Annotated in this window: 17 protein-coding genes; 2 read left to right on the top strand and 15 right to left on the bottom strand. The window is 71.3% G+C overall.

Annotated elements, in window-relative coordinates; translation table 11 throughout:
- Nucleotides 1-101: 101 nt before the first annotated feature.
- The 8 genes from ACFQ2D_RS09930 to ACFQ2D_RS09895 all read right to left on the bottom strand — a co-directional run bounded on the left by ACFQ2D_RS09930 (nucleotide 102) and on the right by ACFQ2D_RS09895 (nucleotide 8,274).
- Nucleotides 102-1,418 carry a sensor histidine kinase gene (locus ACFQ2D_RS09930; RefSeq protein WP_280941502.1) on the bottom strand — a complete coding sequence of 439 codons (1,317 nt, stop codon included), beginning with the start codon at nucleotides 1,416-1,418 and terminating at the stop codon, nucleotides 102-104.
- 1 nt (nucleotide 1,419) lies between these two features.
- Entirely contained in the window at nucleotides 1,420-2,760 is a 1,341-nt protein-coding gene (locus ACFQ2D_RS09925) for a sigma-54-dependent transcriptional regulator (RefSeq protein WP_280941503.1), read from the bottom strand.
- A 39-nt stretch (nucleotides 2,761-2,799) separates the two neighbouring features.
- A complete protein-coding gene (locus ACFQ2D_RS09920; RefSeq protein WP_386795639.1) occupies nucleotides 2,800-3,279 on the bottom strand; it encodes a nuclear transport factor 2 family protein in 480 nt (159 codons plus the stop codon).
- 29 nt (nucleotides 3,280-3,308) lie between these two features.
- A complete protein-coding gene (locus ACFQ2D_RS09915; RefSeq protein ID WP_280941505.1) occupies nucleotides 3,309-4,541 on the bottom strand; it encodes an ABC transporter permease in 1,233 nt (410 codons plus the stop codon).
- Nucleotides 4,542-4,567: 26 nt separating this feature from the next.
- A complete protein-coding gene (locus ACFQ2D_RS09910) occupies nucleotides 4,568-5,869 on the bottom strand; it encodes an ABC transporter permease (RefSeq protein WP_280941506.1) in 1,302 nt (433 codons plus the stop codon).
- Between the two features lie 61 nt (nucleotides 5,870-5,930).
- Nucleotides 5,931-6,662, bottom strand: coding sequence for an ABC transporter ATP-binding protein (locus ACFQ2D_RS09905; RefSeq protein ID WP_280941507.1), 732 nt, complete (start codon nucleotides 6,660-6,662; stop codon nucleotides 5,931-5,933).
- Nucleotides 6,663-6,767: 105 nt separating this feature from the next.
- Nucleotides 6,768-6,977, bottom strand: coding sequence for a hypothetical protein (locus tag ACFQ2D_RS09900; RefSeq protein WP_280941508.1), 210 nt, complete (start codon nucleotides 6,975-6,977; stop codon nucleotides 6,768-6,770).
- Nucleotide 6,978: 1 nt separating this feature from the next.
- Nucleotides 6,979-8,274 (bottom strand): efflux RND transporter periplasmic adaptor subunit, encoded by a 1,296-nt coding sequence (locus ACFQ2D_RS09895; protein ID WP_280941509.1) that lies wholly within the window; start codon nucleotides 8,272-8,274, stop codon nucleotides 6,979-6,981.
- Between the two features lie 178 nt (nucleotides 8,275-8,452).
- Between ACFQ2D_RS09895 and glmS the strand changes: the two genes are divergently transcribed.
- The gene (gene glmS, locus ACFQ2D_RS09890; protein WP_280941510.1) at nucleotides 8,453-10,282 is read left to right on the top strand and encodes a glutamine--fructose-6-phosphate transaminase (isomerizing); all 1,830 of its coding nucleotides are present in this window, start codon (nucleotides 8,453-8,455) and stop codon (nucleotides 10,280-10,282) included.
- A gap of 345 nt (nucleotides 10,283-10,627) precedes the next feature.
- Here the strand turns inward: glmS and ACFQ2D_RS09885 are convergent, their stop codons facing one another.
- Nucleotides 10,628-10,867: a hypothetical protein gene (locus ACFQ2D_RS09885; RefSeq protein WP_280941511.1), complete on the bottom strand. Its 240-nt coding sequence runs from the start codon at nucleotides 10,865-10,867 to the stop codon at nucleotides 10,628-10,630.
- A gap of 205 nt (nucleotides 10,868-11,072) precedes the next feature.
- On the opposite strand from ACFQ2D_RS09885, the gene ACFQ2D_RS09880 reads away from it, so the two are divergent.
- Nucleotides 11,073-13,139: a TonB-dependent copper receptor gene (locus ACFQ2D_RS09880; RefSeq protein ID WP_280941512.1), complete on the top strand. Its 2,067-nt coding sequence runs from the start codon at nucleotides 11,073-11,075 to the stop codon at nucleotides 13,137-13,139.
- Nucleotides 13,140-13,383: 244 nt separating this feature from the next.
- Here ACFQ2D_RS09880 and ACFQ2D_RS09875 read toward each other — a convergent pair whose 3' ends face one another.
- The 6 genes from ACFQ2D_RS09875 to ACFQ2D_RS09850 all read right to left on the bottom strand — a co-directional run bounded on the left by ACFQ2D_RS09875 (nucleotide 13,384) and on the right by ACFQ2D_RS09850 (nucleotide 21,833).
- Nucleotides 13,384-14,604, bottom strand: coding sequence for a Wadjet anti-phage system protein JetD domain-containing protein (locus ACFQ2D_RS09875; RefSeq protein ID WP_280941513.1), 1,221 nt, complete (start codon nucleotides 14,602-14,604; stop codon nucleotides 13,384-13,386).
- Nucleotides 14,601-18,026, bottom strand: a complete 3,426-nt coding sequence (locus ACFQ2D_RS09870; protein ID WP_280941515.1) for an SbcC/MukB-like Walker B domain-containing protein — start codon at nucleotides 18,024-18,026, stop codon at nucleotides 14,601-14,603. The genes ACFQ2D_RS09875 and ACFQ2D_RS09870 overlap by 4 nt, the downstream gene beginning before the upstream one ends.
- Complete coding sequence (locus ACFQ2D_RS09865) at nucleotides 18,013-18,660, bottom strand: DUF4194 domain-containing protein (protein WP_280941516.1); 648 nt, start codon at nucleotides 18,658-18,660, stop codon at nucleotides 18,013-18,015. The genes ACFQ2D_RS09870 and ACFQ2D_RS09865 overlap by 14 nt, the downstream gene beginning before the upstream one ends.
- On the bottom strand, nucleotides 18,657-20,105 hold the full coding sequence (locus ACFQ2D_RS09860; protein WP_280941517.1) for a Wadjet anti-phage system protein JetA family protein: 1,449 nt from the start codon (nucleotides 20,103-20,105) through the stop codon (nucleotides 18,657-18,659). Before ACFQ2D_RS09860 ends, ACFQ2D_RS09865 begins: the two co-directional genes overlap by 4 nt.
- 106 nt (nucleotides 20,106-20,211) lie before the next feature.
- Nucleotides 20,212-21,078, bottom strand: coding sequence for a pyridoxine/pyridoxal/pyridoxamine kinase (gene pdxK / locus ACFQ2D_RS09855; RefSeq protein ID WP_280941518.1), 867 nt, complete (start codon nucleotides 21,076-21,078; stop codon nucleotides 20,212-20,214).
- Nucleotides 21,075-21,833, bottom strand: a complete 759-nt coding sequence (locus ACFQ2D_RS09850) for a YggS family pyridoxal phosphate-dependent enzyme (protein ID WP_280941519.1) — start codon at nucleotides 21,831-21,833, stop codon at nucleotides 21,075-21,077. Before ACFQ2D_RS09850 ends, pdxK begins: the two co-directional genes overlap by 4 nt.
- Nucleotides 21,834-21,840: the final 7 nt, after the last annotated feature.

Raw genomic sequence — 21,840 nt, 5'->3', positions numbered from 1 at the left:
CGAAGGGGCACGCATCCGCGTTGTGGCACGACAGATGCAACAGTGCGCGGCCGTCAGTTTCTCGCGCGTGCGGACGCGTTCTTCCCGCATGCGGCTGATGGTTACGTTTGGCCGGGCAGTACCAGCGACACGCACAGGCCGCCGCCGTCGCGGTTGAGCAACGCGATGCGGCCGCCGTGGGCCTCGGCGATCTCGCGCGCCAGCGCCAGTCCCAGGCCGGTGCCGCTGCGCTTGGTCGAGTAGAACGGCAGCAGCGCATTGGCCAGGACGGCTTCGTTCATCCCGCTGCCGCGGTCGAGCACGTCGATGCGCCAGCCTTCGCCGATCCGGCGCACGGACATCGACACCGCCTCGTGCGGCGAGCCGGACTCGTGCGCGTTCTTGAGCAGGTTCAGCAGCGCCTGTTCCACCTGGGCGGGATCGAATCGCACCACCTCGTCGGGCACCACGCCCTCGATCGCGAACTCCACCTGGCTGCGCAGTTTCTCCACGAACCGGGCCAGCGGCACCGGCTCGCCGCGCGGCGTCGGCAGCTTGGCGAAGCGGGCGTAGTCGCGCAGGAAGCCTTCCAGGTGGCGCGCGCGCTCCTCGATGGTGGCCAGGGCCAGCGGCAGCTTGTCGTGCTGGCCGCGGCGCAACAGCTCGGCGCCGGAATGGGCCAGCGAGGCGATCGGCGCCAGCGAATTGTTGAGCTCGTGGCTGATCACCCGGATCACCTTCTTCCAGGTATGCACTTCCTGGCGGCGCAGTTCGGCGGTCATCTGCCGCAGCAGGATCAGTTCGTGCTGGCGGCCGTTGAGGCGGAACATGCGCCGCGCCAGGTGGTAGATGTCCTCGTGCTCCTCGTCGCCGACGGTGAACATGCCGTCGCCGCCGCGGGCGAAGGCCTCGCCCAACGCCGGCGGCGCGTCATGCAGCAGCTCGTCGAGCGAGCGCCCCTCGAGCTTGCGGCCGTCGCCCAAGGTGCGGCGTGCGGCGATGTTGGCCAGCACCACGCGCTGGCCCGGGTCGAGCAGCAGCATCGACACCGGCGTGTTCTGCACCATCGTGTCGAGCAGCAGTTCGCGCTGCACCAGCGACAGGCGCTGCTCGCGCAGCGCCTGGCCGAGTTCGTTGTGCGCGTTGACCAGTTCGATCAGGTCGCCGTAGCGGTCCCAGGTGATGCCGAAGCTGAAATCGCCGTCCCGGTAGCCGGCCACCGTGCCGGTCAGCGCCCGGATCAGCGCCCGCAGCGGCACGAAGGTACGCCAGACCACGATGCCCATGAACCCGCCGCTGGCCAGCGTTGCCGCCACGGCGGCCAGCCACGCCGGAACCCAGGTCGACAGCAGCGCGGTAAGTGCGGCGGCGGAGGCGACCGCCAGCACCACCAGCGCCACCATGCGGATCGCCAGCGGCAGGACGCGGAGGATGCGCATGTCAGCCGCGCGGGATGCCGTAGCGGTCCAGGCGCCGGTACAGCGCCTGCCGCGACATGCCGAGCTCGGCGGCGGCCTGCGCCAGCACGCCACCGGCACGCTGCAGCGCGGCCTCGATCGCGGTGCGGTCGGGATCGTCGCCGTGGCCGGGCGCCACGCCGTCCGGCGGTGGCGACAGGCCCAGCGCCGCCGCCTCGATCCGCTCGCCCGACAGCAGCGCCGCGCGCTGCACGGCATTGCGCAGTTCGCGCACGTTGCCCGGCCAGGGATGTTGCAGCAGGGCGCGCTCGGCCGCGGGGCTGAACTGGTGTCCGGCCGGCAGGAAGTGGCGGGCCAGCGGCAGGATGTCGCGCGGGCGCCGGGCCAGCGCCGGCAGGCGCAGTTCGATGCCGTTGAGGCGGTAGTACAGGTCCTCACGGAAGCTGCCCTCGCCGATCATCGCGGCGAGATCGGCATTGGTCGCGCTCACCACGCGCACCTTGACGCTGCGCTCCTGGTTGCCGCCCAGGCGCTGGAAGCGCCCGGTCTCCAGGACGCGCAACAGCTTGACCTGCCCGGCAGGGGGCAGGGTGCCGATCTCGTCGAGGAACAGGGTGCCGCCATCGGCGGCCTCGAACTTGCCGGTCCGCGCCTTGTTGCCCGCGCCGGTGTAGGCGCCCGGTTCGGCGCCGAACAGCTCGGCCTCGATCAGTTCGCTCGGCAGCGCGCCGCAGTTCACCGCCACGAACGGACCGGACTTGACCGCCGAGTTGTGGTGGATGATCTCGGCGTACTTCTCCTTGCCCGCCCCGTTGGGCCCGGTGATGAGCACCGGCAGGTCCGAACGCGCCACCTGCAGCGCCAGCGACAGTACCGTTTCGCTGGCGACGTCATCGTAGACCAGGCCGCGCAGGTCGTGCTGGCGCGCGAGCGCCTCGCGGCGCCCGCGTTCGCCGGCACTGCGCGCGGCCAGTTCCCGGCGCGTCTCGACCAGCTCCAGCAGGTTGTTCACCGCGGCCAGCAGCTTGTGGTCGTCCCAGGGCTTGCCGATGTAGTCGGCAGCGCCGGCCTTGACCAGGTCGACCGCCGACTCCAGCCGCGTCCAGGCGGTGAGCAGGATGACCGGCATGTCCGGATGCTCGGCGCGGATCTGCCGGAACAGCGCCACGCCTTCGTCGCCGGAGGTGGTGTCGGCATGGAAGTTCATGTCCTGGATCACCAGGTCCACGCCGCCCTGGCGCAGCACTTCCAGGCCCGCGTCGGGAGTCTCGGCGCGCAGCACGTCGATCTCGTGCAGCGAGAACAGCAGTTCGAGTGCGGTGCCGACGGACGGGTTGTCGTCGATGACCAGAAGGGTGGGCATGGCGGGAGGGGTGCGGACCAGTGCGTATCCTAGCGACGTTCAGTCGCCGGCGGCGCGGTGGCCGTAGCTGAGTACGCGGGTGATGCTCCAGCGCCCCTCGTGCAGCCGCCACACCATGGTGAAGTCCGCCAGGCCGTCGCAGGCGCGGCCGGCGCTGTCGCAGAAGCGGTGCCGCCCCTGCGAGATCGCTCCGAAGCCCGCCACCGGATGCACCTGCAGGCTGCCCTCGACCAGTTGGCGCGTGTAGCGCCCGCAGGCATGGCGGCGGGTGTTGTCGAGCATCGCCTCGCGGGTCCAGGTGACCCCGCCATTGTCGTGGTAGAACTCGACGGCGGGATCGAAGTGATCCGCGTGCCGCTCCAGCTGCGCCGGGTCGGCGCAGCGGTTGAAGGCGTCGAACACCTCGCCGTCGAGGGTCGCGATCGTCGCGTGCAGAGAGGCGGCGACGGGCTCACCACCGGCGCTGGCGCCGGTGGTGAATACGAGGGCCGCCGACAGCAGGGCCAGGTGCGCGGCCATGCGGCCCCGGAGCGGACGCGGCGCCATCCTCAGACGCTGCGGGTGGCGATGGCGGGCGGCACCGACGCGGCGCGGCGGGCGGGGCCCAGCACCGAGATCTGGCCCAGCAGCCACAGCGCCAGCGCGCCCAGCGGCAGGTAGTACAGCGGCAGCCGCGCCAGTTCGTACTCGCTCATCAGCACCTGGTTGATGCCGTAGGCGGCGAGCATGCCGAGCGCGATGCCGATGCTGGCCAGCAGGAAGTTCTCGGTCTGGAAGTAGCGCAGGATCTGGCCCTTGGTCGCGCCCAGCGCGCGCCGCACGCCGATCTGCTTGGTGCGCTGCTGCACCCAGAAGCTGGCCAGGCCGACGATGCCCAGCGAGGTGATGAACAGCAGGCCCAGGCAGACGATCCCCAGCAGCCAGGCCATCGCCCTGGGCGCCTGGTAGAACTCCTCGCGCAGCGCCTGCATGCTCTTGGTGTTCTCCTCCAGCACGATGCGCCGGGGGCCGCTGCCGCGCAGGGTGTCGGTGGCCGCCGCGAGGATCTCGGCGCGGCGCTCGGGCGCGGTGCGGATCACGTAGTTGCCGCCTACCGCGTAGGTCGGCCGGATCGGAAACACCATGCTGTACTCGCGCCCCTCCGGGCCGCCCTGCAGGCTCGGCCGCACCAGGTGCTCGACCACGCCGACGATGCGGATCGGCTCGTCGCCCCAGCTGTAGAAGTTCTTGCCTACCGCATCCTCGCCCGGGAACAGGCGCTCGGCCATCTTGCGGGTGACGACCGCACCGGGGATGCGCACCGGCCCCTCGGCCCGGTCGACGGTTTCGAACTCCAGGAACTCGTCGGGCTGGAACCAGCGCCCCGACACCAGGCGCAGGCCCAGCGTGTCCATGAACTGGTCATCGGCCATGTAGACCGTGGCCACCATGTTCGGCTGGGTCTGCTCGGTGCTCAGGCGCACGCCGCTGTTCCAGGACGAATTGGTGAAGGGCACCTGGTTGATCACCGTGGCGCCGGTGACCCCGGGCAGGCCGCGCAGCGCCGCGAGGTCGGTGCGGGTCTGCGCGGCGGCGTTGTCGTCGTTGCCGATGCCGGTGATCTGCACGCGTACCAGCTCGTCCTCGGCCAGGCCGCTGGCCTCGTTCACGAAGGTAATGCGCTCGCCGATCATGAACAGGGCATTGCAGATGATCGCGCAGGTCAGTGCGATCTCGAGGACGATCAGGGTCGCGGCCGTCTTGTGCCGCATCAGGGTGGAGAGGATCGGACGGATTTCCATGGCTGTCTCCGGGAATGCGGCGGGCGTTACTGCGACTTGAGCTGCAGCGCGGGGGTGACCTGCATCGCGCGCCAGGCCGGCAGCACGCCGGCGAACAGGCTGGCGACGATGGCAAGCGCGAAGGTGGTCAGCAGCATGGCCGGATCCAGGTGTGCGAGTTCGGCATAGCTGGCCGGCTGCTGCCGCACCGCCCACAGCCCGAGCAGGGCCAGGCCCAGACCGATGACGCCGCCGGCCAGGCCGATGGTGCCGGCCTCGACCAGGCACTGCTTCAAGATCTCGGCGCGCGAGGCGCCCAGCGCGCGGCGCACGCCGATCTCGCTGCTGCGGCGCAGGAACTTGGCCAGCAGCAGGCCGACGGTATTGAGCAGGCACACCAGCAGGAAGCCGAAGCCCAGCCACAGCTGCATCACCACGTCGTTGGGCACCACGCGGTTGTAGTCCAGCCACTCCATCACGCTGCGCAGGCGCACGTTGGTGGGGCGCTCGAAGCGGCCGGCGGCGCGCTGCTGCTCCGAGTAGCTGGTCAGGTAATCGAAATAGGCCTTGCGCTTGTCGTCCGAGCCCAGTTCCACCCAGTACTGGATCCAGGCGCATGGCACGTTGAGCGCGGTATTGTCGCCGCGCGAATCGCCCCAGCAGTTCATGTTGCCGCTGCGGCCCATCTGCAGGTCGCGCGAGGTCGAGAACGGCAGGAACACGTCCTCCAGCTCCCCGTAGCGGTCGCTGTTCATGTCGTAGAAGCGCGGGGTGGGGCGCCACTCGTCGATCACGCCGATTACAGTGAAATCGGTCTGGTCCAGACGCAGGCGCTGGCCGACGCTGTTGGTGCTGCCGAACACACGCTCGTTGAGGTCGCGCGAGATCACCACCACCCGCGCGCGCGCCTCGTCGTCCGCCTCCGTCCAGCCGTTGCCGTGCAGGAACGGCACCTGGAACATCGGGAAGAAGTCGGTGCTGGCGTAGCGCGCGTCGGACACGAACGGCGTCAGGTCGGCGCGGTCGGGGGTCACCGAGACGCCGCCGCCGGTCATCATCGCCTGGCGGTCGCCGCGCTTCTCGCGCAGCAGGGTTTCCGCGTCGGTGCGGGTCACCTGGTCATTGGGTTCGCTGCCGGGGGTGTACCCCTGCATGCCCTCGGGATCGAGCTGCACGTAGTACAGCTGCCCGCTCTTGCCGGGGATCGGATCGCCCGACAGCACGCGGAACACGGTGAGGGTGGTCATGCAGGCGCCGATGCCGAGCGCGATGGCCAGCACCATCAGCGCGGTCAGCACGCGGTTGCGGCGGAAGCTGCGCAGCGCCAGGTCGAAGTAGTAGCCGAACATGGGAGTGGCTCCATTGGGCGGGCCTGGCCCGCCATCGCGCGAAGGGGGTGCGTGGGCGGCGTCAGGCGGTGGCCAGGGACGCGGGCTCCGCCTGCGGGGCCGCCACGCGGCCCAGGCTCGACTCGACCGACAGGTCGGTCGCCATGCCGTCGACGATGTGCACGTTGCGCTGCGCGCGCGCGGCCAGTTCCGGGTCGTGGGTGACCATCACGATGGTGGTGCCGCGGCTGTTGATGTCCTCCAGCAGCTCCATCACGCTGCGCGCCATCTGCGAATCGAGGTTGCCGGTCGGTTCGTCGGCCAGCAGCAGGCGCGGCGAACCGGCCAGGGCGCGGGCGATCGCGGCGCGCTGCTGCTGCCCGCCCGAGAGTTCGGCCGGATAGTGCTTCATGCGCGAGCCCAGGCCCACCTGCGACAGCGCCTCCTCGATCCGCAGCTTGCGCTCGTTGCCCGGCATGCCGCGGTAGCGCAGCGGCACCTCGCAGTTGTCGAACAGGTTGAGGTCCGGGATCAGGTTGAAGCTCTGGAAGATGAAGCCGATCTTCTCGTTGCGCAGGCGCGAACGCTGGTTGTCGTTGAGCCCCTTCACGTTCACCCCGTCGAGGTGGTAATCGCCACCGGTGAACGTTTCCAGCAGGCCGGCGATGTTGAGGAAGGTGGTCTTGCCCGAGCCAGACGGGCCGGTGACGGCGACGAACTCGCCGTCGCGCACGTGCAGGTCCAGCGAGCGCAACGCGTGGGTTTCGACGAGTTCGGTGCGGTAGACCTTGTTGACCTGGCGCATGTCGAGCATGGTGGTGTCCTTCGAGGTGCTGCTGGGAAGAGGAAGACCATCCCGCCGCCGCAGCGCGCCCGGAGAGAGTCGGGCGCGGACGGCAGCCGGGATGAAAGGGGGGGGTCAGCCGATGCCGAAGCGGGCGGGGAGCTGCGAGCGCGCGGCGTAGCGCCCGGAGGCGGGCCGCGCCCTGCGCGCGCCATTGGCGGCGTCGCATGCGGATTCGCGGTTCGCGTCGAACGCGTACAGCTCGTGCAGGCGCAGCGGGACGGCGTCGGTCAGCTGCTGCGCGGTCCAGTGGAGGCGGGGAGGGAAGCGGGCGAAGGTGTCCATGTCATTGTCCCGAGATGCGGACGCGGTCCGCGTTGGCGAACTGGTCGGTGCCGGAGACGACGATGCGCTCGCCCTCCTGCAGGCCCGACACGATTTCAACGGCGTTGAGGCTGCTGGCGCCGGCCTGGATCGGGCGGCGCACGGCGCTGGAGCCCTCGACCACCCAGGCGAAGCGGCCGCCGTCCTGTTCCAGGAACGGGCCGCGCTCGACCATCAGCACGTTCTCGCGCGTATCGAGCACGATGCGCGCGGACAGGCGCTGGTTCTGCCGCAGGTTGGGCGGCTGCTGGCCCTCGTCGAAGCGCAGGCGCGCGGTGACCTCGCCGTTGACCACTTCCGGCGACACCGCTGAGACCTTGGCCGCGTAGCGGTTGCCGCTGCTGGTGATCTGCGCTGGCACGCCGATGGCGAGGTCGCGCGCGAAGCTTTCCGGCACGCGGATCTCCACCTCGAACACGCTCAGGTCGATCACGCTCAGGATCGGCGCGTTGATCGCCACGTTGGTGCCCTGCGCGACCTGCACCTGGCCGACCTGGCCGTCGAAGGGGGCGCGCAGGGTGAGCGCGTCGACCTGGCGGCGCAGCTCGGCCACCACCGCCTGCTGGCGGTCGGCGAGCAGGCGCTTGTTGCGCGCATCGATGCCGGCGCCCTGGCCCTGCAGGGCGAAGTCCTTGCGCGCCGCGGCCAGGCCGAGGTCGGCCTTCTTCAGGCCGTCCAGCGCGCGGTCGTACTCGTTCTTCGAGACGGCGCCGCCCTCGAAGGCACGCTCGTAGCGCTCCACGTCGCGCTGCGCGGCGGTGTGGTCGATCTGCGCCTGGTCGAGCAGCTTCTGCGCCTCCGAGCGGGTGAGCTGCGCGTCGAGCACGGCGCGGTTGGCCTCGCCCTCGAGGTTGGCCAGGGTGGATTCCTCCTGCACCAGGCGGCTGCGCAGCTCGGGACTGTCGATCACCGCCAGCTCCTGGCCGGCCCCGACCACGTCGCCCGCCACGACCTTGAGCGCGACGGTACCGCCGGCGATCGCATACAGGGTGGGGCTGTTGGCGGTGATCACGCGGCCGTCGGCCGACAGGTCCCGCACCAGGTCGCCGCGGCTCACCTGGGCGATGCGCACGCGCGAGGCGTCGTAGGACGAGGCGCCGGAGGCCCAGCCGCTGGCGACCCAGGCCGCGAGCGCGCCCACGGCCAGCACGGCGCCGCCGGCCACCAGCCAGGACTTGCGCACGCGGCGCAGGCCGCCCGGGCGGGACAGGACCTGGTCCTGTGCGGAGGTGTCGCGGATGCGGGCTTGGGTGTCCATGTCTGGATGTGGATGCAGGAAGGCCTGCCGGGGTTGCACGCAATCCCCGTGCCAACGCTCATGTGATTGATTCGAATGGAAAATCAGCGCGCGCTCTACGTCCGTCCGGACGCCGGACGTGTCCGGCCGGACAGCCCTTTCACGTACACTCGGCAGACCCTCGAGGAGTAGCGGATACATGTGCGGCATCGTCGGCGCGATCGCGGATCGCGATGTGGTTCCCGTCCTGATCGACGGCCTGAAGCGTCTCGAATACCGCGGCTACGACTCCGCCGGCATCGCCCTGGTCGAGGCCGGCGACGTGCGCCGGGTGCGTCGCACCGGGCGCGTGGCCGAGATGGAAGCCGCCGCACAGGGCGAGGGCGTCGAGGCCACGCTGGGCATCGGCCACACCCGCTGGGCGACCCACGGCGGGGTTACCGAGGCCAATGCGCATCCGCACATCAGCCACGGCGTGGCCCTGGTGCACAACGGCATCATCGAGAACCACGAACAGCAGCGCGCGCGCCTGCAGCAGCTGGGCTACGAGTTCGAGTCGCAGACCGACACCGAGGTGATCGCGCACCTGATCCATCACTACCTCAAGTCCGGCGACGACCTGCTGGGCGCGCTGCAGCGCGCGGTCAAGGAACTGCACGGCGCCTATGCGCTGGCCGTGGTCAGCCGCAAGGAGCCGCACCGCATGGTGGTCGCGCGCATGGGCTGCCCGCTGCTGGTGGGCCTGGGCGAGGGCGAGAACTTCGTCGCCTCGGACGTCTCGGCGATCGTGCAGGCCACGCGCCGGGTGATCTTCCTGGAGGAAGGCGACACCGCCGAGATCAGCCGCGATTCGGTGCGCGTGTTCGACGGCGACGATGCGCCCGTCGAGCGCGAGGTGCACCTGTCGGACGTGTCGCTGGCCTCGCTCGAACTGGGTCCCTACCGGCACTTCATGCAGAAAGAGATCCACGAACAGCCGCGCGCGGTCGGCGACACGCTTGAGGCGATCATCGACGCCGCCGCGTTCGAGCCCGAGTTGTTCGGCAAGGACGCGCGCCAGGTGCTGGGCGAGGTGGAGGGCGTGCAGATCCTCGCCTGCGGCACCAGCTTCTATGCCGGCTCGGTGGCGCGCTACTGGATCGAGGCGATCAGCGGCCTGCCGTGCAGCGTCGAGATCGCCAGCGAGTACCGCTACCGCGAGGCGGTGGCCAACCCGAAGCAGTTGATCGTCACCATCTCGCAGTCGGGCGAAACGCTGGACACGATGGAGGCGCTCAAGTACGCCAAGTCGCTCGGCCATGCGCACACGCTGTCGATCTGCAACGTGCCCGAGAGCGCGATCCCGCGCGCCAGCCGGCTGGTGTTCTACACCCGCGCCGGCGCCGAGATCGGCGTGGCCTCGACCAAGGCCTTCACCACCCAGCTGGTCGGCCTGTTCGCGCTGGCGGCGACCCTGGCCAAGCTGGGTGGCCGGCTCGATGCGGAAAAGGAAGCCGAATACATCGAAGCGCTGCGCCACCTGCCGGGCAGCGTGCAGCACGCGCTCAATCTCGAGCCGCAGATCGCCTCATGGGCCGAGCGTTTCGCGCCGAAGCAGCACGCGCTGTTCCTGGGCCGCGGCGTGCATTACCCGATCGCGCTGGAAGGCGCGCTCAAGCTCAAGGAAATCTCCTATATCCATGCCGAGGCGTATCCGGCCGGCGAGCTCAAGCACGGTCCGCTGGCGCTGGTGGACGTGGACATGCCGGTGGTCGTGATCGCGCCCAACGACGGCCTGCTGGAGAAGGTGAAGTCCAACATGCAGGAGGTGCGCGCGCGCGGCGGCGAGCTGTTCGTGTTCACCGACGCCGACAGCAACTTCAGCGAATCCGAGGGCGTGCACGTGATCCGCACCCCGCGCCACGTCGGCGTGCTCAGTCCGATCGTGCACACCATCCCGGTGCAGATGCTCGCCTACCACGTCGCGCTGGCGCGCGGCACCGACGTCGACAAGCCGCGCAACCTGGCCAAGGCGGTGACGGTCGAGTAGGCGGGGCCGCGAGCCTCCGGGCTCGCGCAAGAGTGGCATCCACGCGCGCCCTGGCGCGCGCCCCGGGTCCCGGTCTTCCCCCGCAAGTGGGGAAGGAGCAGGCGCAGCACCCGGCAGCGGGCGCCCTCCGCGTGTGCGGGCCTGCGCTTCGCTGACGCAGAAGGCTCCCGACACGATCTCCGGGGCATCGCGTGGCGAGCGCCATGCCCTGGCGCGGGCCGGGGAGGCGCCTGCCGCGCGCGATCTCGCGATGGGCCCAGTCGCAGGATGGGAACGCGGCCATCGACCGCAGGCGAAGGCCGTGGAGGCACCAGGCCTCCGCATGGTGCCGGACGAGAGCGGGCGTCAGCCCCCGCAGCCGCCGCAGCAGGTCGAAGCCTGGCGTTCGATCGCGTGCACGGGAACGGCGATGCCCGCGCGGGCCAGCCCGGCGGCGATGTCGTGTTCCTCGAGGCTGGTGGAAATGCGCAAGGTGCGGCCGAGCGTGTCGAAGTCGGCCATGGCCGACGGATCCAGCGACTGCAGCTGCTGCTCCAGGGAGGTCAGGTCGATGCGGCCGGTGTCGAGCTGTACGTTGAATTGCATGGGGTTCCCGAAACGGTGACGGCCAGGGCCGACGGCTGCGCCAGCATGCGCGCCGGGGCCGCCACGCGCCTTGATCTGGATCAGCCGCCGGGCGCCGGATGCGCACCTCGTGACGCAGGTCAAGTCGCCCCGAATTCCGGACATTTTGTCCATTCCCTGCCGTATCGGAGCGCGTTGCAATGGCGCCACGAACGGAGGATCAGAGATGAGAAGCAAGCTGTTGTACCTGGGCGTGGCGGCGGTGCTCGCGCAGCTCGCCAGCGGCGCCGCATGGGCGGCGAACGGAGCAGAAGCGCCCGCCGAAGAACGCGTGGTCAACCTCGACACGCTCGTGGTGGTCGGCGTGGCGCCGGTGGCCTCGCTGACCTGGGTGACCGACCCGCGCCTGCCGCGGCAGCCGGTGCCGGCCAGCGACGGCGCCGACTACCTCAAGACCGTGCCCGGCTTCGCCACGCTGCGCAGCGGCGGCACCAATGGCGACCCGGTGCTGCGCGGACAGTTCGGCTCGCGGCTCAACCTGCTGGCCGGCGATGGCGCGCTGATGGGCGCCTGCCCCTCGCGCATGGACAACGCCATGTCCTACGTCTCGCCCGAGACCTACGACCGCCTGACCATCGTCAAGGGCCCGCAGACGGTGCTCTGGGGCGGCGGCGCGTCGGCGGGCACGGTGCGTTTCGAGCGCGAGATCCCGTACTTCGACGAAGCCGGCCTGCGCCTGGACGGCAGCGTCATGTTCGCCAGCCACGGCCGCAACGACCAGGTGCTCAATGCCCTGGCCGGCAGCCCCGAGTTCTACGGCCGGCTGACCGCCAACCGCTCCGAGTCGGGCGACTACGAAGACGGCGCCGGGCGCCGCGTGCCCTCGGCCTGGGACAAGTGGAACGCCGACGCCGCATTCGGCTGGACGCCGGATCCGGACACGGTGCTGGAAGCCAGCGTCGGTGCGGGCGACGGCCAGGCGCGCTACGCCGGGCGCGGCATGGACGGCTCGCAGTTCGACCGCACCACCTACGGTCTGCGCTTCGAGAAGAAGGGCATGGAGGGCCGGCTGCGCGAGATCGCCGCGAACGCCTACTACAACGACGTGGACCACGTCATGGACAACTACACCCTGCGCAACCCCGATCCAAACGGGATGATGCCGATGGCGACGGCGAGCAACGTCGCCCATCGCACCAGCGGCGGACGCGTAGCCCTGGGCTTCGGCGGCGAGCATTGGGAGCTGACTGCCGGCGTCGACGCGCGCAGCAGCCGCCACGCGCGCCGCAGCGCACAGGGCCGCGGCCAGTATCTCGCGCAGCCGTGGATGGTCGATGCGCGCTTCCGCCAGGCCGGCGCCTTCGCCGAACTGCACTGGCACCTCGACGCACGCAACCACGTGATCGCCGGTGCCCGCATCGACCGCGCCGAGGCCGAAGACCGCCGCGCCAGCACCGCCGGCATGATGCCGATGCCCAACCCGACCCTGGGCCAGACGCGTTCGGAAACCCTGCCTTCGGTCTTCGCGCGCTTCGAACAGGACATCGACGGCAAGCCGCTGCGCTGGTATGCGGGCGTCGGCCACACCCAACGCATGCCCGACTACTGGGAGCTGTTCTCGCCCAATCGCGGGCCGGATGGCGCAGCCAACGCGTTCGCCGGCGTGCAGCCCGAGCGCACCACCCAGCTCGACATCGGCATGCGCTATGCCGGAAAGCGCGTCGATGCCTGGGTGTCGGCCTATGCCGGCCGCATGACCGACTACATCGCCTTCGACTACATGACAGGGCCGATGGGCGCCAGCACCCGCGCGCGCAATGCCGATGCCAACATCCGCGGCGGCGAGGCGGGCGTGGAGTGGCGCGCGGCCGAGCACTGGAAGCTCGGCGGCACGGTGGCCTGGTCCTGGGGCGAACTGGCCGATACCGGCCAGGCGCTGCCGCAGATGCCGCCGCTGGAGGCGCGCCTCAACGCCGGCTTCGACAACGGCACCTGGTCGGCCGGCGCCCTGCTGCGCGCGGTCGCCTCGCAGGACCGCGTCAGCCCGTCGCTGGGCAACGTGGTCGGACGCGACCTCGGCCCCAGCAGCGGCTTTGTCGTGTTCTCGCTCAACGGCGCGTACCGGATCAACGACCAGCTGCGCCTGGCCGCCGGCATCGACAACCTGTTCGACCGCGACTACGCCGAGCACCTCAACCTGGCCGGCAACAGCGCCTTCGGCTACCCGGCCGACCCGGTGCGCATCCACGAGCCGGGGCGCACCGCGTGGGTGAAGCTCAGCGCGAGCTTCTAGGGCAGCTGCGCACGAAGGGGCGCGGCGTGGCAGCGGCCGATCGCGCTGGCCTTTCGTGATGGCGCGATAGCGCGATGGCCGCTGCGTCGCGGTCTCGGGTGTCGCTGTCTCGACAGGGCGAACCGGATCTGCGACGACGAGAAGAGCCGGCACACAAGAACGGTTACCACGAATGCGCGCCTGCCATGACGCACCGGCGGTGCTGCGGAAGCCTAAGGATGGTCGCCGCAGCGGCTTGTGCCACTCAGCCTGGCGGCGCGGTCGGCAGGCCGATGTCGGCGCGGGCCGGATCCAGCGCTTCCTGCTCGAGCCGGATCGGGCGCTGCCGCAGCGCGTTCGCGACCTCGATCCAGCCGGCACGGATCGCCCAGCGTTGCATCGCCTCCAGGACGGCGCGGTCCGGAACGGCGGCCATCGCGGTGATGTCTTCAGGCAGCGTGGCGGCCGACATGCGCCAAGGGCGCAACCCGCGCCCTGTCTCCGCTGCCGCCTCCGCCAGCACGGCGGCGATCCGGAATCCGCCTTCGTCGATATCGCCCCAGTGGTACAGGGCGGCGTTGCCAGGCAACCCGGCGAGCAGGCGGACATAGGCGCGTCGCCACGCGGGCGACGGCATGCCGCCGGTGTAGAGCAGCAGGAGATCGGCCGCCTTCGTTGTGCGGGCTGCCTCGTGGAAGCTCGCCAGGTTCTCGATGCTCAACACCCGGCGCGCCGGGGTGTCGAGCGCTTCGACGCATTCTGGCGGCACGCCAAGCCAGGGACGCACCAGCGGCAGTCGAGCGCCGTCGAGGAGGAGCTGGCCGCTGCCCGACAGCAGCAAGGGCTGCGGTTCGCGGCGCAGGCCCAGGGCGGCCCAGGTATGCGCCCTGTCGGAGTCGCGCGCCGCGATCTCGCCGGTGACCAGCAGGTCCAACCAGGGCGTCAGCGCTTCGAGCCGCTTGCTGTCGCCGAACAGGCGGACGCTTTCCCGGCGCAGCAGGCGCTCCCGGGAGCTGTCCTGGGCGCAATGCGCGACAACGCGCGCCGCATCGGCGAGATCGCCCGCCGCCTCAGGGCCGCAAGCCCTGACCTTGCGGCCGCCCCGCCATGCCTCGAGGACCGCCTCCACGATCGGGAATGTGGTTGTCCAGCCGGCGAGCGCGCACGTCGCCGCCTCGATGCGGCTGGCATGTAGGGAAACGCCCAGGAAGGCGGCCAGCGCCCCGGCATCGGCCAGGGTAATCCGCAGCAGCTGCTCGCTATCGCCACGGTTCCGGTCGCGCAGCACCGTGATCGCGCCGGCGCGTTCGGCCAGCGCGATCTGGCCGTGGAAACGCTCGCGCTCGGCCAGCGTCGCCAGGGCGAGATACTCGCGCGCGCTGGAGGCCGCGGTCATCGGCAGCGACACGGGCTTCGGGTCGCCGCGCAGGCTGGCCGCCTCGCCCCTGCGCAACAGTCGCTGCAGCAGGGGCGTGGCATCGCTCACGGCGCCCTTGTCTGCCGCTGGATGCTGGCGATCTCCGCGGCCAGCAGCTCCGGATGCAGGTCGAACTGGTCGGACAGCAGCAGCTCGCGCGCGGCGGCCTGCACCTCGATGCGTTCGGCCTGCAGCAGCTCGCCGTCGCGGAACAGTTCGATGTAGCTCTCCAGCACGCCGCTGAGCGTGCCCTGGGCGGTGTCGGGCGCGGCCAGCACCAGCTGCAGGCCGAGCGAGCGCAGGTAGTTGGTGGTGGCGCGGGCATTCTGCGCGTCGATCTTGTCGCCGAATTCGTCGAGCAGGATCAGCCCCATGCCGCCGGGCTGGGCCTCGGTCTTGCCGTAGGCCGCGGCCAGCGCCGCGCCGGCGATGACGTACAGCGGCGCGCGGTGCTCGCCACCCGAACCCGAGCGCATGCGCTCGCTGAGCGTGCCGATCACGCGATCGTCCTGGCGGATCTGCACCTCGAAGCGGAAGAAGCGACGGTAGTCGTCCAGCGGCGAGGTCGCGGTGCGCGCGGCGGCGTCGTCTTCGATCAGCTCGCGGAACGCGGCAGGCACCTCGCCGGCGCTGCCGAACAGCCCGTCCTCGCCGACGTCGGTGGCGCGTTTGATGAAGCGTTCCAGGTCGCGGAACTCCGGCACCACTTCGTAGTGGAACTGGTAGCGCTCGTTGTTGGAGAACGGCGGGCTGCTGCGCAGGGTGCGGTTGAGGGTGGCGATCTGCTGACGCAGGCGCACGAAGTTGTCGTTGAGCGCGGCCGCGACGCTGGAGCGGAAGGTCTCCACCGCGGTGTCGTAGGCCTGGCAGGCCTCGCCCTCGTAGCGGACCAGGTCGGTCTCGCGCAGCTGGGTGAGCTCGCGGCGCAGCAGCGCCAGCGCCTGGCGCCAGGCGTTGCCGTCGAACTCCAGGGTCAGGCCATGGTCGCGCGCGTACTGCGCCAGCGCGCTCCAGGCTTCGGGCAGCAGCCGGGCCAGCTGGCGGTCGCTCTCGTCGGCGCGGCGCTCGCAGGTGCGTGCGCGCTCTTCCAGCGAATCCACCTTGTCGTCGAGCTCGTCGCGGTGGCGTTCGACCAGGTTGGGGTCGACGTCCGGATCCTTGAACGCGTCCACCGCGCGCCGGGCGACGATCGCCTCCTGCTCGCGCAGGCCGGCCAGCAGGCGGCGGCGTTCCTCGCCCTGCCGCTTTACCACGGCCTCCTCGCCGATCAGCTCTTCGACCCGGCGCTCGCTGGCCTCGAGCGCGCCCTTCAGCGCACGCACCTGCTCGGACAGGCGCAGCAGGTCGGGATCGTGCTCCACCTCGCGGCTGTCGAGCGCGCTGCGGTAGCGCTGCCGCGTCTGCTGGTATTCGAGCCCGCGCGCATGCAGGGCCTGGGCCAGGGCATCGGCATCGGCCAGGCGCGCGAGCTGGCGGCGGTGGCCGTCGATCTCGCGCAGCACCGGCTCCAGCGCCTGCACCTCGCGCTCGGCCGCCTCCACGTCCTCGCGCAGCACGCGCAGGCGTGCGCGGTTGTCGGAGGCGCCGATCTTCAGCTCGCTGCCCGCCGGCAGCCGCAGCCGTTCGATGCTGCCGCCGCGGGCGAGCAGGCCGTCGCGGGTCAGGCCCTGGCGGCTGCGCACCAGTTCGGCCTTGCTGTCCACGCACTGCAGCTCGCCAAGCTGGCGGCGCAGGAAAGCCAGGGCTTCGGCATTGACGCCGTCGAGCAGGGCCGCGACGGTGCCCGCCGCCGGCGCCTGCGCGCGGCCGCGCCGCGCCTGGCTCGACAGCGCCAGCTTGACGCCGTACACCGCGCGTCCGCCACCGAGGCCGCGATAGAGCCTGGTCGCGCGCTCCTCGTCGGCCTCGGGAATCAGCAGCGCTTCGACATTGCTGCGCAGGTAGCCCTCGATCGCCGCCTGCCAGGACTTGTCGACGACCTGGACCAGGTCGCAGACCGGGCGCGCATCGATGCCGGCCTCGCGCAGGTAGCTCATCAGGCGCACGGTGTCCGGATGCAGTTCGGCCTGGCCGGCCGTGATGCGCTTCTGGTTCTGGCGTGCGGCGTCCAGTCGGTCGCGCGCCTGGTCGAGCGCTTCGCGCTGCGCGTGGGCCAGTCGCTCGACCGCATCGATCAGGGGCGCGGCCGAGCGCAGCGCTGCGTGCGCCTCCTCGTAGAGGCGCTCGGGCGTCCACGGCAGCGGCGCCGCATCCTCCAGCGCGCTCAGCGCGTCATGCAAGCGCGACCAGTGCGCGGCGGCGTCGCCGGCACCGACGGCGATGTCCGGCGCCAGCGACAGGCCGGCGGTCGCGCGCAGCTGGTCGCGCACCTGCGCGGTTTCGCGCAGCAGTTCGGCGCGCAGCTGGCGCAGGCGGTCGAGATCGCGACCGCTCACCTCGTCGAAGCGCGACTGCTCGCCATATCCCGCGCTGCCCTGCAGCAGGACGCTGGCGCGCTGCAGTTCGTCGCGGCCCAGGTCGCGCTCGCCGCGCGCCTCGTCCAGCGCGCGGCGCAGCCCGGCCAGCAGGGCGTCGCCGGCCTGCACGTCGTCCTCGGCCTGTTCCACCTGTTCGGCGTACAGGTCGCGCGCGTACTCGGCGGCCAGCGCGCGGTACGAGGCCGCGCGCACCGACTGCGCGGCGATCCGGTCGTACTGCTGCTCCACGCCCTCGGCCGCCTCGATGCGCAGGCGCACCTGCTCGATGCGGTCGCGGATCTGGCGGAAGCTCTCGAGCAGGGCGCGGAAGCGCGCGACGTCGGTCGGCCGGTCCTCGGCCACCAGGGTGCGCACGAACAGGTCCACGTCCTCCACGCGCTGCAGGTTGAGCGCGTTGAGGAAGGCCTTGCGATAGGCGTTGACATCCGGATTGGCGCCAGGCGAGGCGCGCAGGCGATACAGCAGGTCCTTGACGAAGCGCTCGGCGACCGTATGCAGCTCGGGCCGGGTCCCGGCGTCCCGGCAGCGCCTTGCGGCCTGTTCGCGGAACGTGCCCCAGGCCAGCGGCAGCTCCTTGCCCTTGACGTGCTCCAGGTGGTCGTCGAGCTCCAGCGCGACGCCCGGCAGCAGGTACATGCCGTGCAGGCGGTGGTCCGGTTCGTCGACCGTGGCGCCCAGCGATACCCCGGCGGTCAGCGCCTCGCCGGTCTCGGTGTCGCGGAACACCAGCGAGATGTAGGTGGTGGCGGTGCGCCGCTTGCGCCCTTCGTCGCCGCTGCGGTACACGCCCAGGCAGTAGTCGCGGATGCTGCGCGCGCGGTGGCTGCCGCCGGCCTGCGCGTTGAAGCGGATGCGTGACCGGTCCACGCCCAGCAGCACGATCTGCAGCGCGTCGAGCAGGGCGCTCTTGCCGGCGCCGTTGGGGGCGATGATGGCGCTGGTGGCATCGAGTTCGAGGGTCTGCGCCTCGAACAGGAAGAACTGCACCAGGTGCACGCGCTCAAGCAGCTGCATCGTCGCCCTCCGCGGCGGCGTCGGCATCGTTGCCGGCATCGGCCGGGTCGTCATCGCGGTTGTGCTGGTCCAGCCGCTGCAGCCAGTGCTCGCCGACGATGTCGACGATGGCCGGGCGCACCTGCAGGTGGAAGGGCTGCGGATCGTCGCCCTCCGAATCGACCAGGCGCGCCACGCCCCAGCGCCTGAGCGTGCGACCTAGCTCGCGCAGGCTGCCGATGTCCGGCATCGGGCGGCCGGCCAGCGCCTGGTAGGCCTCCTGCAGCTCCGGCAGTTCCACCGTCACCACGCCCTCGTCCTCGACCAGCCCCTGCCGCATGGCCTCGTCGTAGCGCTGGCGTAGCACCAGCAGCAGCAGGGTTTCGGCCAGCGACACCGGCACGCCTTCGCCGTGCACGGGCAGGGCGACGATGTAGCGATGGTGCGCGTTGCGCTCCAGGCGGATGCCCAGCGGCGCCAGCGCGGCCACGAAGTCGTCGTAATGGTCCTCGACCAGGTGATAGGCCAGCCGCGTATTGCGGTCGGCCGCGTACAGCACCTGCTCGACCACCAGGCGATAGGCGGCGCGCTCGAAATCCTGCACGGCGTAGACGCCGTTGGACTGTTGGCTCAGCGTGTTCCAGCTGCGTTTCATGCGGTCTTCCGTGTGGTCTGGCCGACGCGTCGTACCACGAATCGCGGCGCGCGCAGGTAGCCATTGTCGTCGCGCTGGCCGGCATCGAGCAGTTCGACGCGATAGCCGCGCAGCAGGCGGCCGAGCGGATCCTCGCGGCGCAGGCCGCCGATGCGGTGGCTGCGCAGGGCGAGGGTGAGCAGGGTCTGGTAGGCGCGCAGGTCTTCGATGGTCGCGATGGCGAAGGCGGCGGACTCGACCTCGGCGCGGTCGCCCAGGTGGCGGCCGACGAAGCGCGCCATGTCCTCGGCGGTGACCAGGCGCGCGCGCTTCATCCGCCGCAGCAGCGACAGCCGCGCCAGCTGCTCGGGCGAGGGCGGCACGGTGGCGTTCGCGCTGCGCGGGATCGGCGCGGGCTTCTGCCGCGGCGGCCGCAGGCGCGCCGCGTCCATCAGCGCGCCGGGCGCCACCGGCAGGCGCAGCGCCTCGGCCGGCGCCGAAAGCACGCCGCGGCAGGCGCGGCGCAGCAGCGCATCGAGGCGGTCGGGCGCGCGCAGGCGGTAGTCGAGGAAGGCGAGCGCGCGCCGGTTGGCCTGGCGGATATCGTCGTCCAGGCGCGCGAGGTATTCGTCGATGCGCTCGAGCTCGTGCAGCCGGCGCAGGCTGCGGCCGAAGCGCTGTTCGGCGCGCGCGGCATCCCCGCCGGTGGCGTGCCCGGCGTACCAGGCCAGCAGCGCCTCGCGCTGCGCGCCCGATTCGAGCTGCTGGACCATCGCCAGGATCGCGCTGCGCCGCGCGAGCGGGTGGTCGGCCTTGTGCAGCTCGGCGTAGTCGCCGATGAAGAAGTCGCTGACGTAGCGCTCGAACCACTGCCGCGCGAACTGCGCCGTGGTCTCGGCCTTGCTCAGCTCGGGCATCAGGTCGCGCACCTGCAGGCTCATCGACGAGAGCGAGACCAGCAGCCGGCGCGACTGGTCGGCGGCCTCGTCCAGCGCATCGCCCGCGGCCTTGCCCTCTGCCACCTGCTGCAGCTGCAGCTCGATCGAGCGCATGCGCGCGGACACGAAGGTGGGCCCGTGTTCGGCGAACTCGACCAGGGTGGAGAGCAGCTGCGAGACCGCCGGCGGCATGCTCACCATCTCGCGCGCGCCGATGCGCTCCTGGCGCAGCCAGCCGGCGTTGCGGAAGCGTTCGTAGATATGGGCGGCGCGGACCGGCCGCGGGGTATCGGGCGTATCGCCGTCCTCGTCCTCCCAGGGGTCGTCGCTGAGCAGGTAACGCTCGATCGCGGCGGTGATCTCGCGCCGCGGCAGGCCGATGCTGGGCGGCAGCGGCGCATCCGGGCCGAAAAACTCCTCGAACAGCCGGCACAGCAGCAGCCAGTAGTGGGCCCGGTTGGCCGAGGCCAGCGGGCCGAACAGGCCCGGCGGCACGACGGAGAACAGGGGCGGCGGCGTTGTCGTCAAGCAGGGGTCCGGGCCGGGCGAGGCTCCGGCGATTGCGCCGCCAAGGATAGTGCGCGGCGGCGCATGCGGCGAGACTGCAGCCCCGCGCGACGCGGGTGTCCGGGCTTCAGTCCAGTCCGCGGGCGAGGTGTCGTGGCAGGGCGAGCTCCTGCCAGCCCTGCGCCTGCACGTGGGCCAGCACCTGAACGATGTCGTCGCAGGCCTGGCGCACGGCGCGGTCCAGCGCGGCGCCGCGCAGCAGCCGGCCGGCGACCAGCGAGGCGAACAGGTCGCCCACGCCCTTGACCGGATGCGGCACCAGGGCGTGCTCCAGCGTCGTGCTGCCCCCGGCCGTCGCCACCACCAGCTGCAGGCGCCCGGGCGGACAGGTGGCGGGCGCTGCGCTGGTCACCACCACCCAGCGCGTGTGCGCGCCCAGCAGGCCGCGCGCGGCGTGCGCGCACTCTTCCAGCGTGTCCAGGCGGCGGCCGCTGAGTTGTTCGAGCTCGTAGTGGTTGGGCGTCAGGCCTTGCGCGCGCGGCATCAGCGCATCGCGCCACACCGGCTCCAGCGCCGGATCGGTGTAGCGGCCGCTGTCGTGGTCGCCGATCACCGGGTCGATCTGCACGGACAGGTCGGGATTGCGCGCGCGGATGCGGTCGATCCAGCGCGCCAGCGCCTGCCCCTGCTGCGGCGAGCCGAGGTAGCCGACCAGCAGCAGGCGCGCGCGCGTGGCCACTTCGCGCGCCTCCAGGTCCTCCAGCAGCCCCTCGAACCAGTCCAGCGGCAGCGGCCCGCCGTGCATGCTCGGATAGTGCGGCGTATTGCCCAGCAGCACCGTCGGCACCGGCGCCACCTGCAGGCCCAGCGCCTGCAGCACCGGCACCGCGATCGAATTGCCCACGCCGCCGTAGGCCACCTGCGACTGCACCGAGACCACGTCGACCAGGCGCGCGCCCGCGGTGGGCGCGAATCCGGATTCCGCCTCGCTCATGGCGTGCCCGCGCCGCTGCCGGCGAAACCCGGCCAGTAGGCGCTGTCGGGTGTGGCCCGGCTGCCGAAGATGGCCGTGCCCACGCGCACCGTGGTGGCGCCTTCGGCGATGGCCAGTTCGAAGTCGCCGGACATGCCCATCGACAACTCGTCCATCGCGATCCCCTCCGGCGCCTCCTGGCGCAGCCGCTCGCGCAGCTCGCGCAGGCGCACGAAGCAGGGACGCACTCTCGCCTCGTCGTCGGAGAACAGCGCCAGCGTCATCAGTCCGCGCACGCGCAGCGAGGCGAAGGCCGGCAGCTGGCGCACGAAGCCCGATACCTCTTCGGGCACCAGCCCGAACTTGGTGGCCTCGCCGGAGGTGTTGACCTGCACCAGCACGTCCAGCGCGCGACCCTGCTTCTGCAGCTGCGCATCCAGCGCCTCGGCCACGCGCAGGCTGTCGAGCGCCTGGAACTCGCTGGCGAAACGCGCGGCGTACTTGGCCTTGTTGGTCTGCAGGTGGCCGATCAACACCCAGCGCAGGTCGGGCAGGTCGGCCATCGCCTCCCACTTGCCCATCGCCTCCTGCACCTTGTTCTCGCCGAACTCGCGGATGCCGATGGCGTGCGCCTGGCGCAGCCGCGCCTCGTCGACGGTCTTGCTGACCGGCAGCAGGCGTACCTCGCCAGGATCGCGCCCCGCCGCGCGGCAGGCCGCGTCGATGCGCGCGCGGATCGCGTCGAGGTTGTGCCGGAGTGCGGCGAGCTCATCCATGGCGCAG

Source organism: Luteimonas composti, from assembly GCF_042678665.1.
GTDB classification, from domain to species: domain Bacteria; phylum Pseudomonadota; class Gammaproteobacteria; order Xanthomonadales; family Xanthomonadaceae; genus Luteimonas; species Luteimonas composti.
The sequence above is the reverse complement of the archived record's forward strand: the minus strand, read 5'-3'. Positions and strand labels throughout refer to the sequence as shown.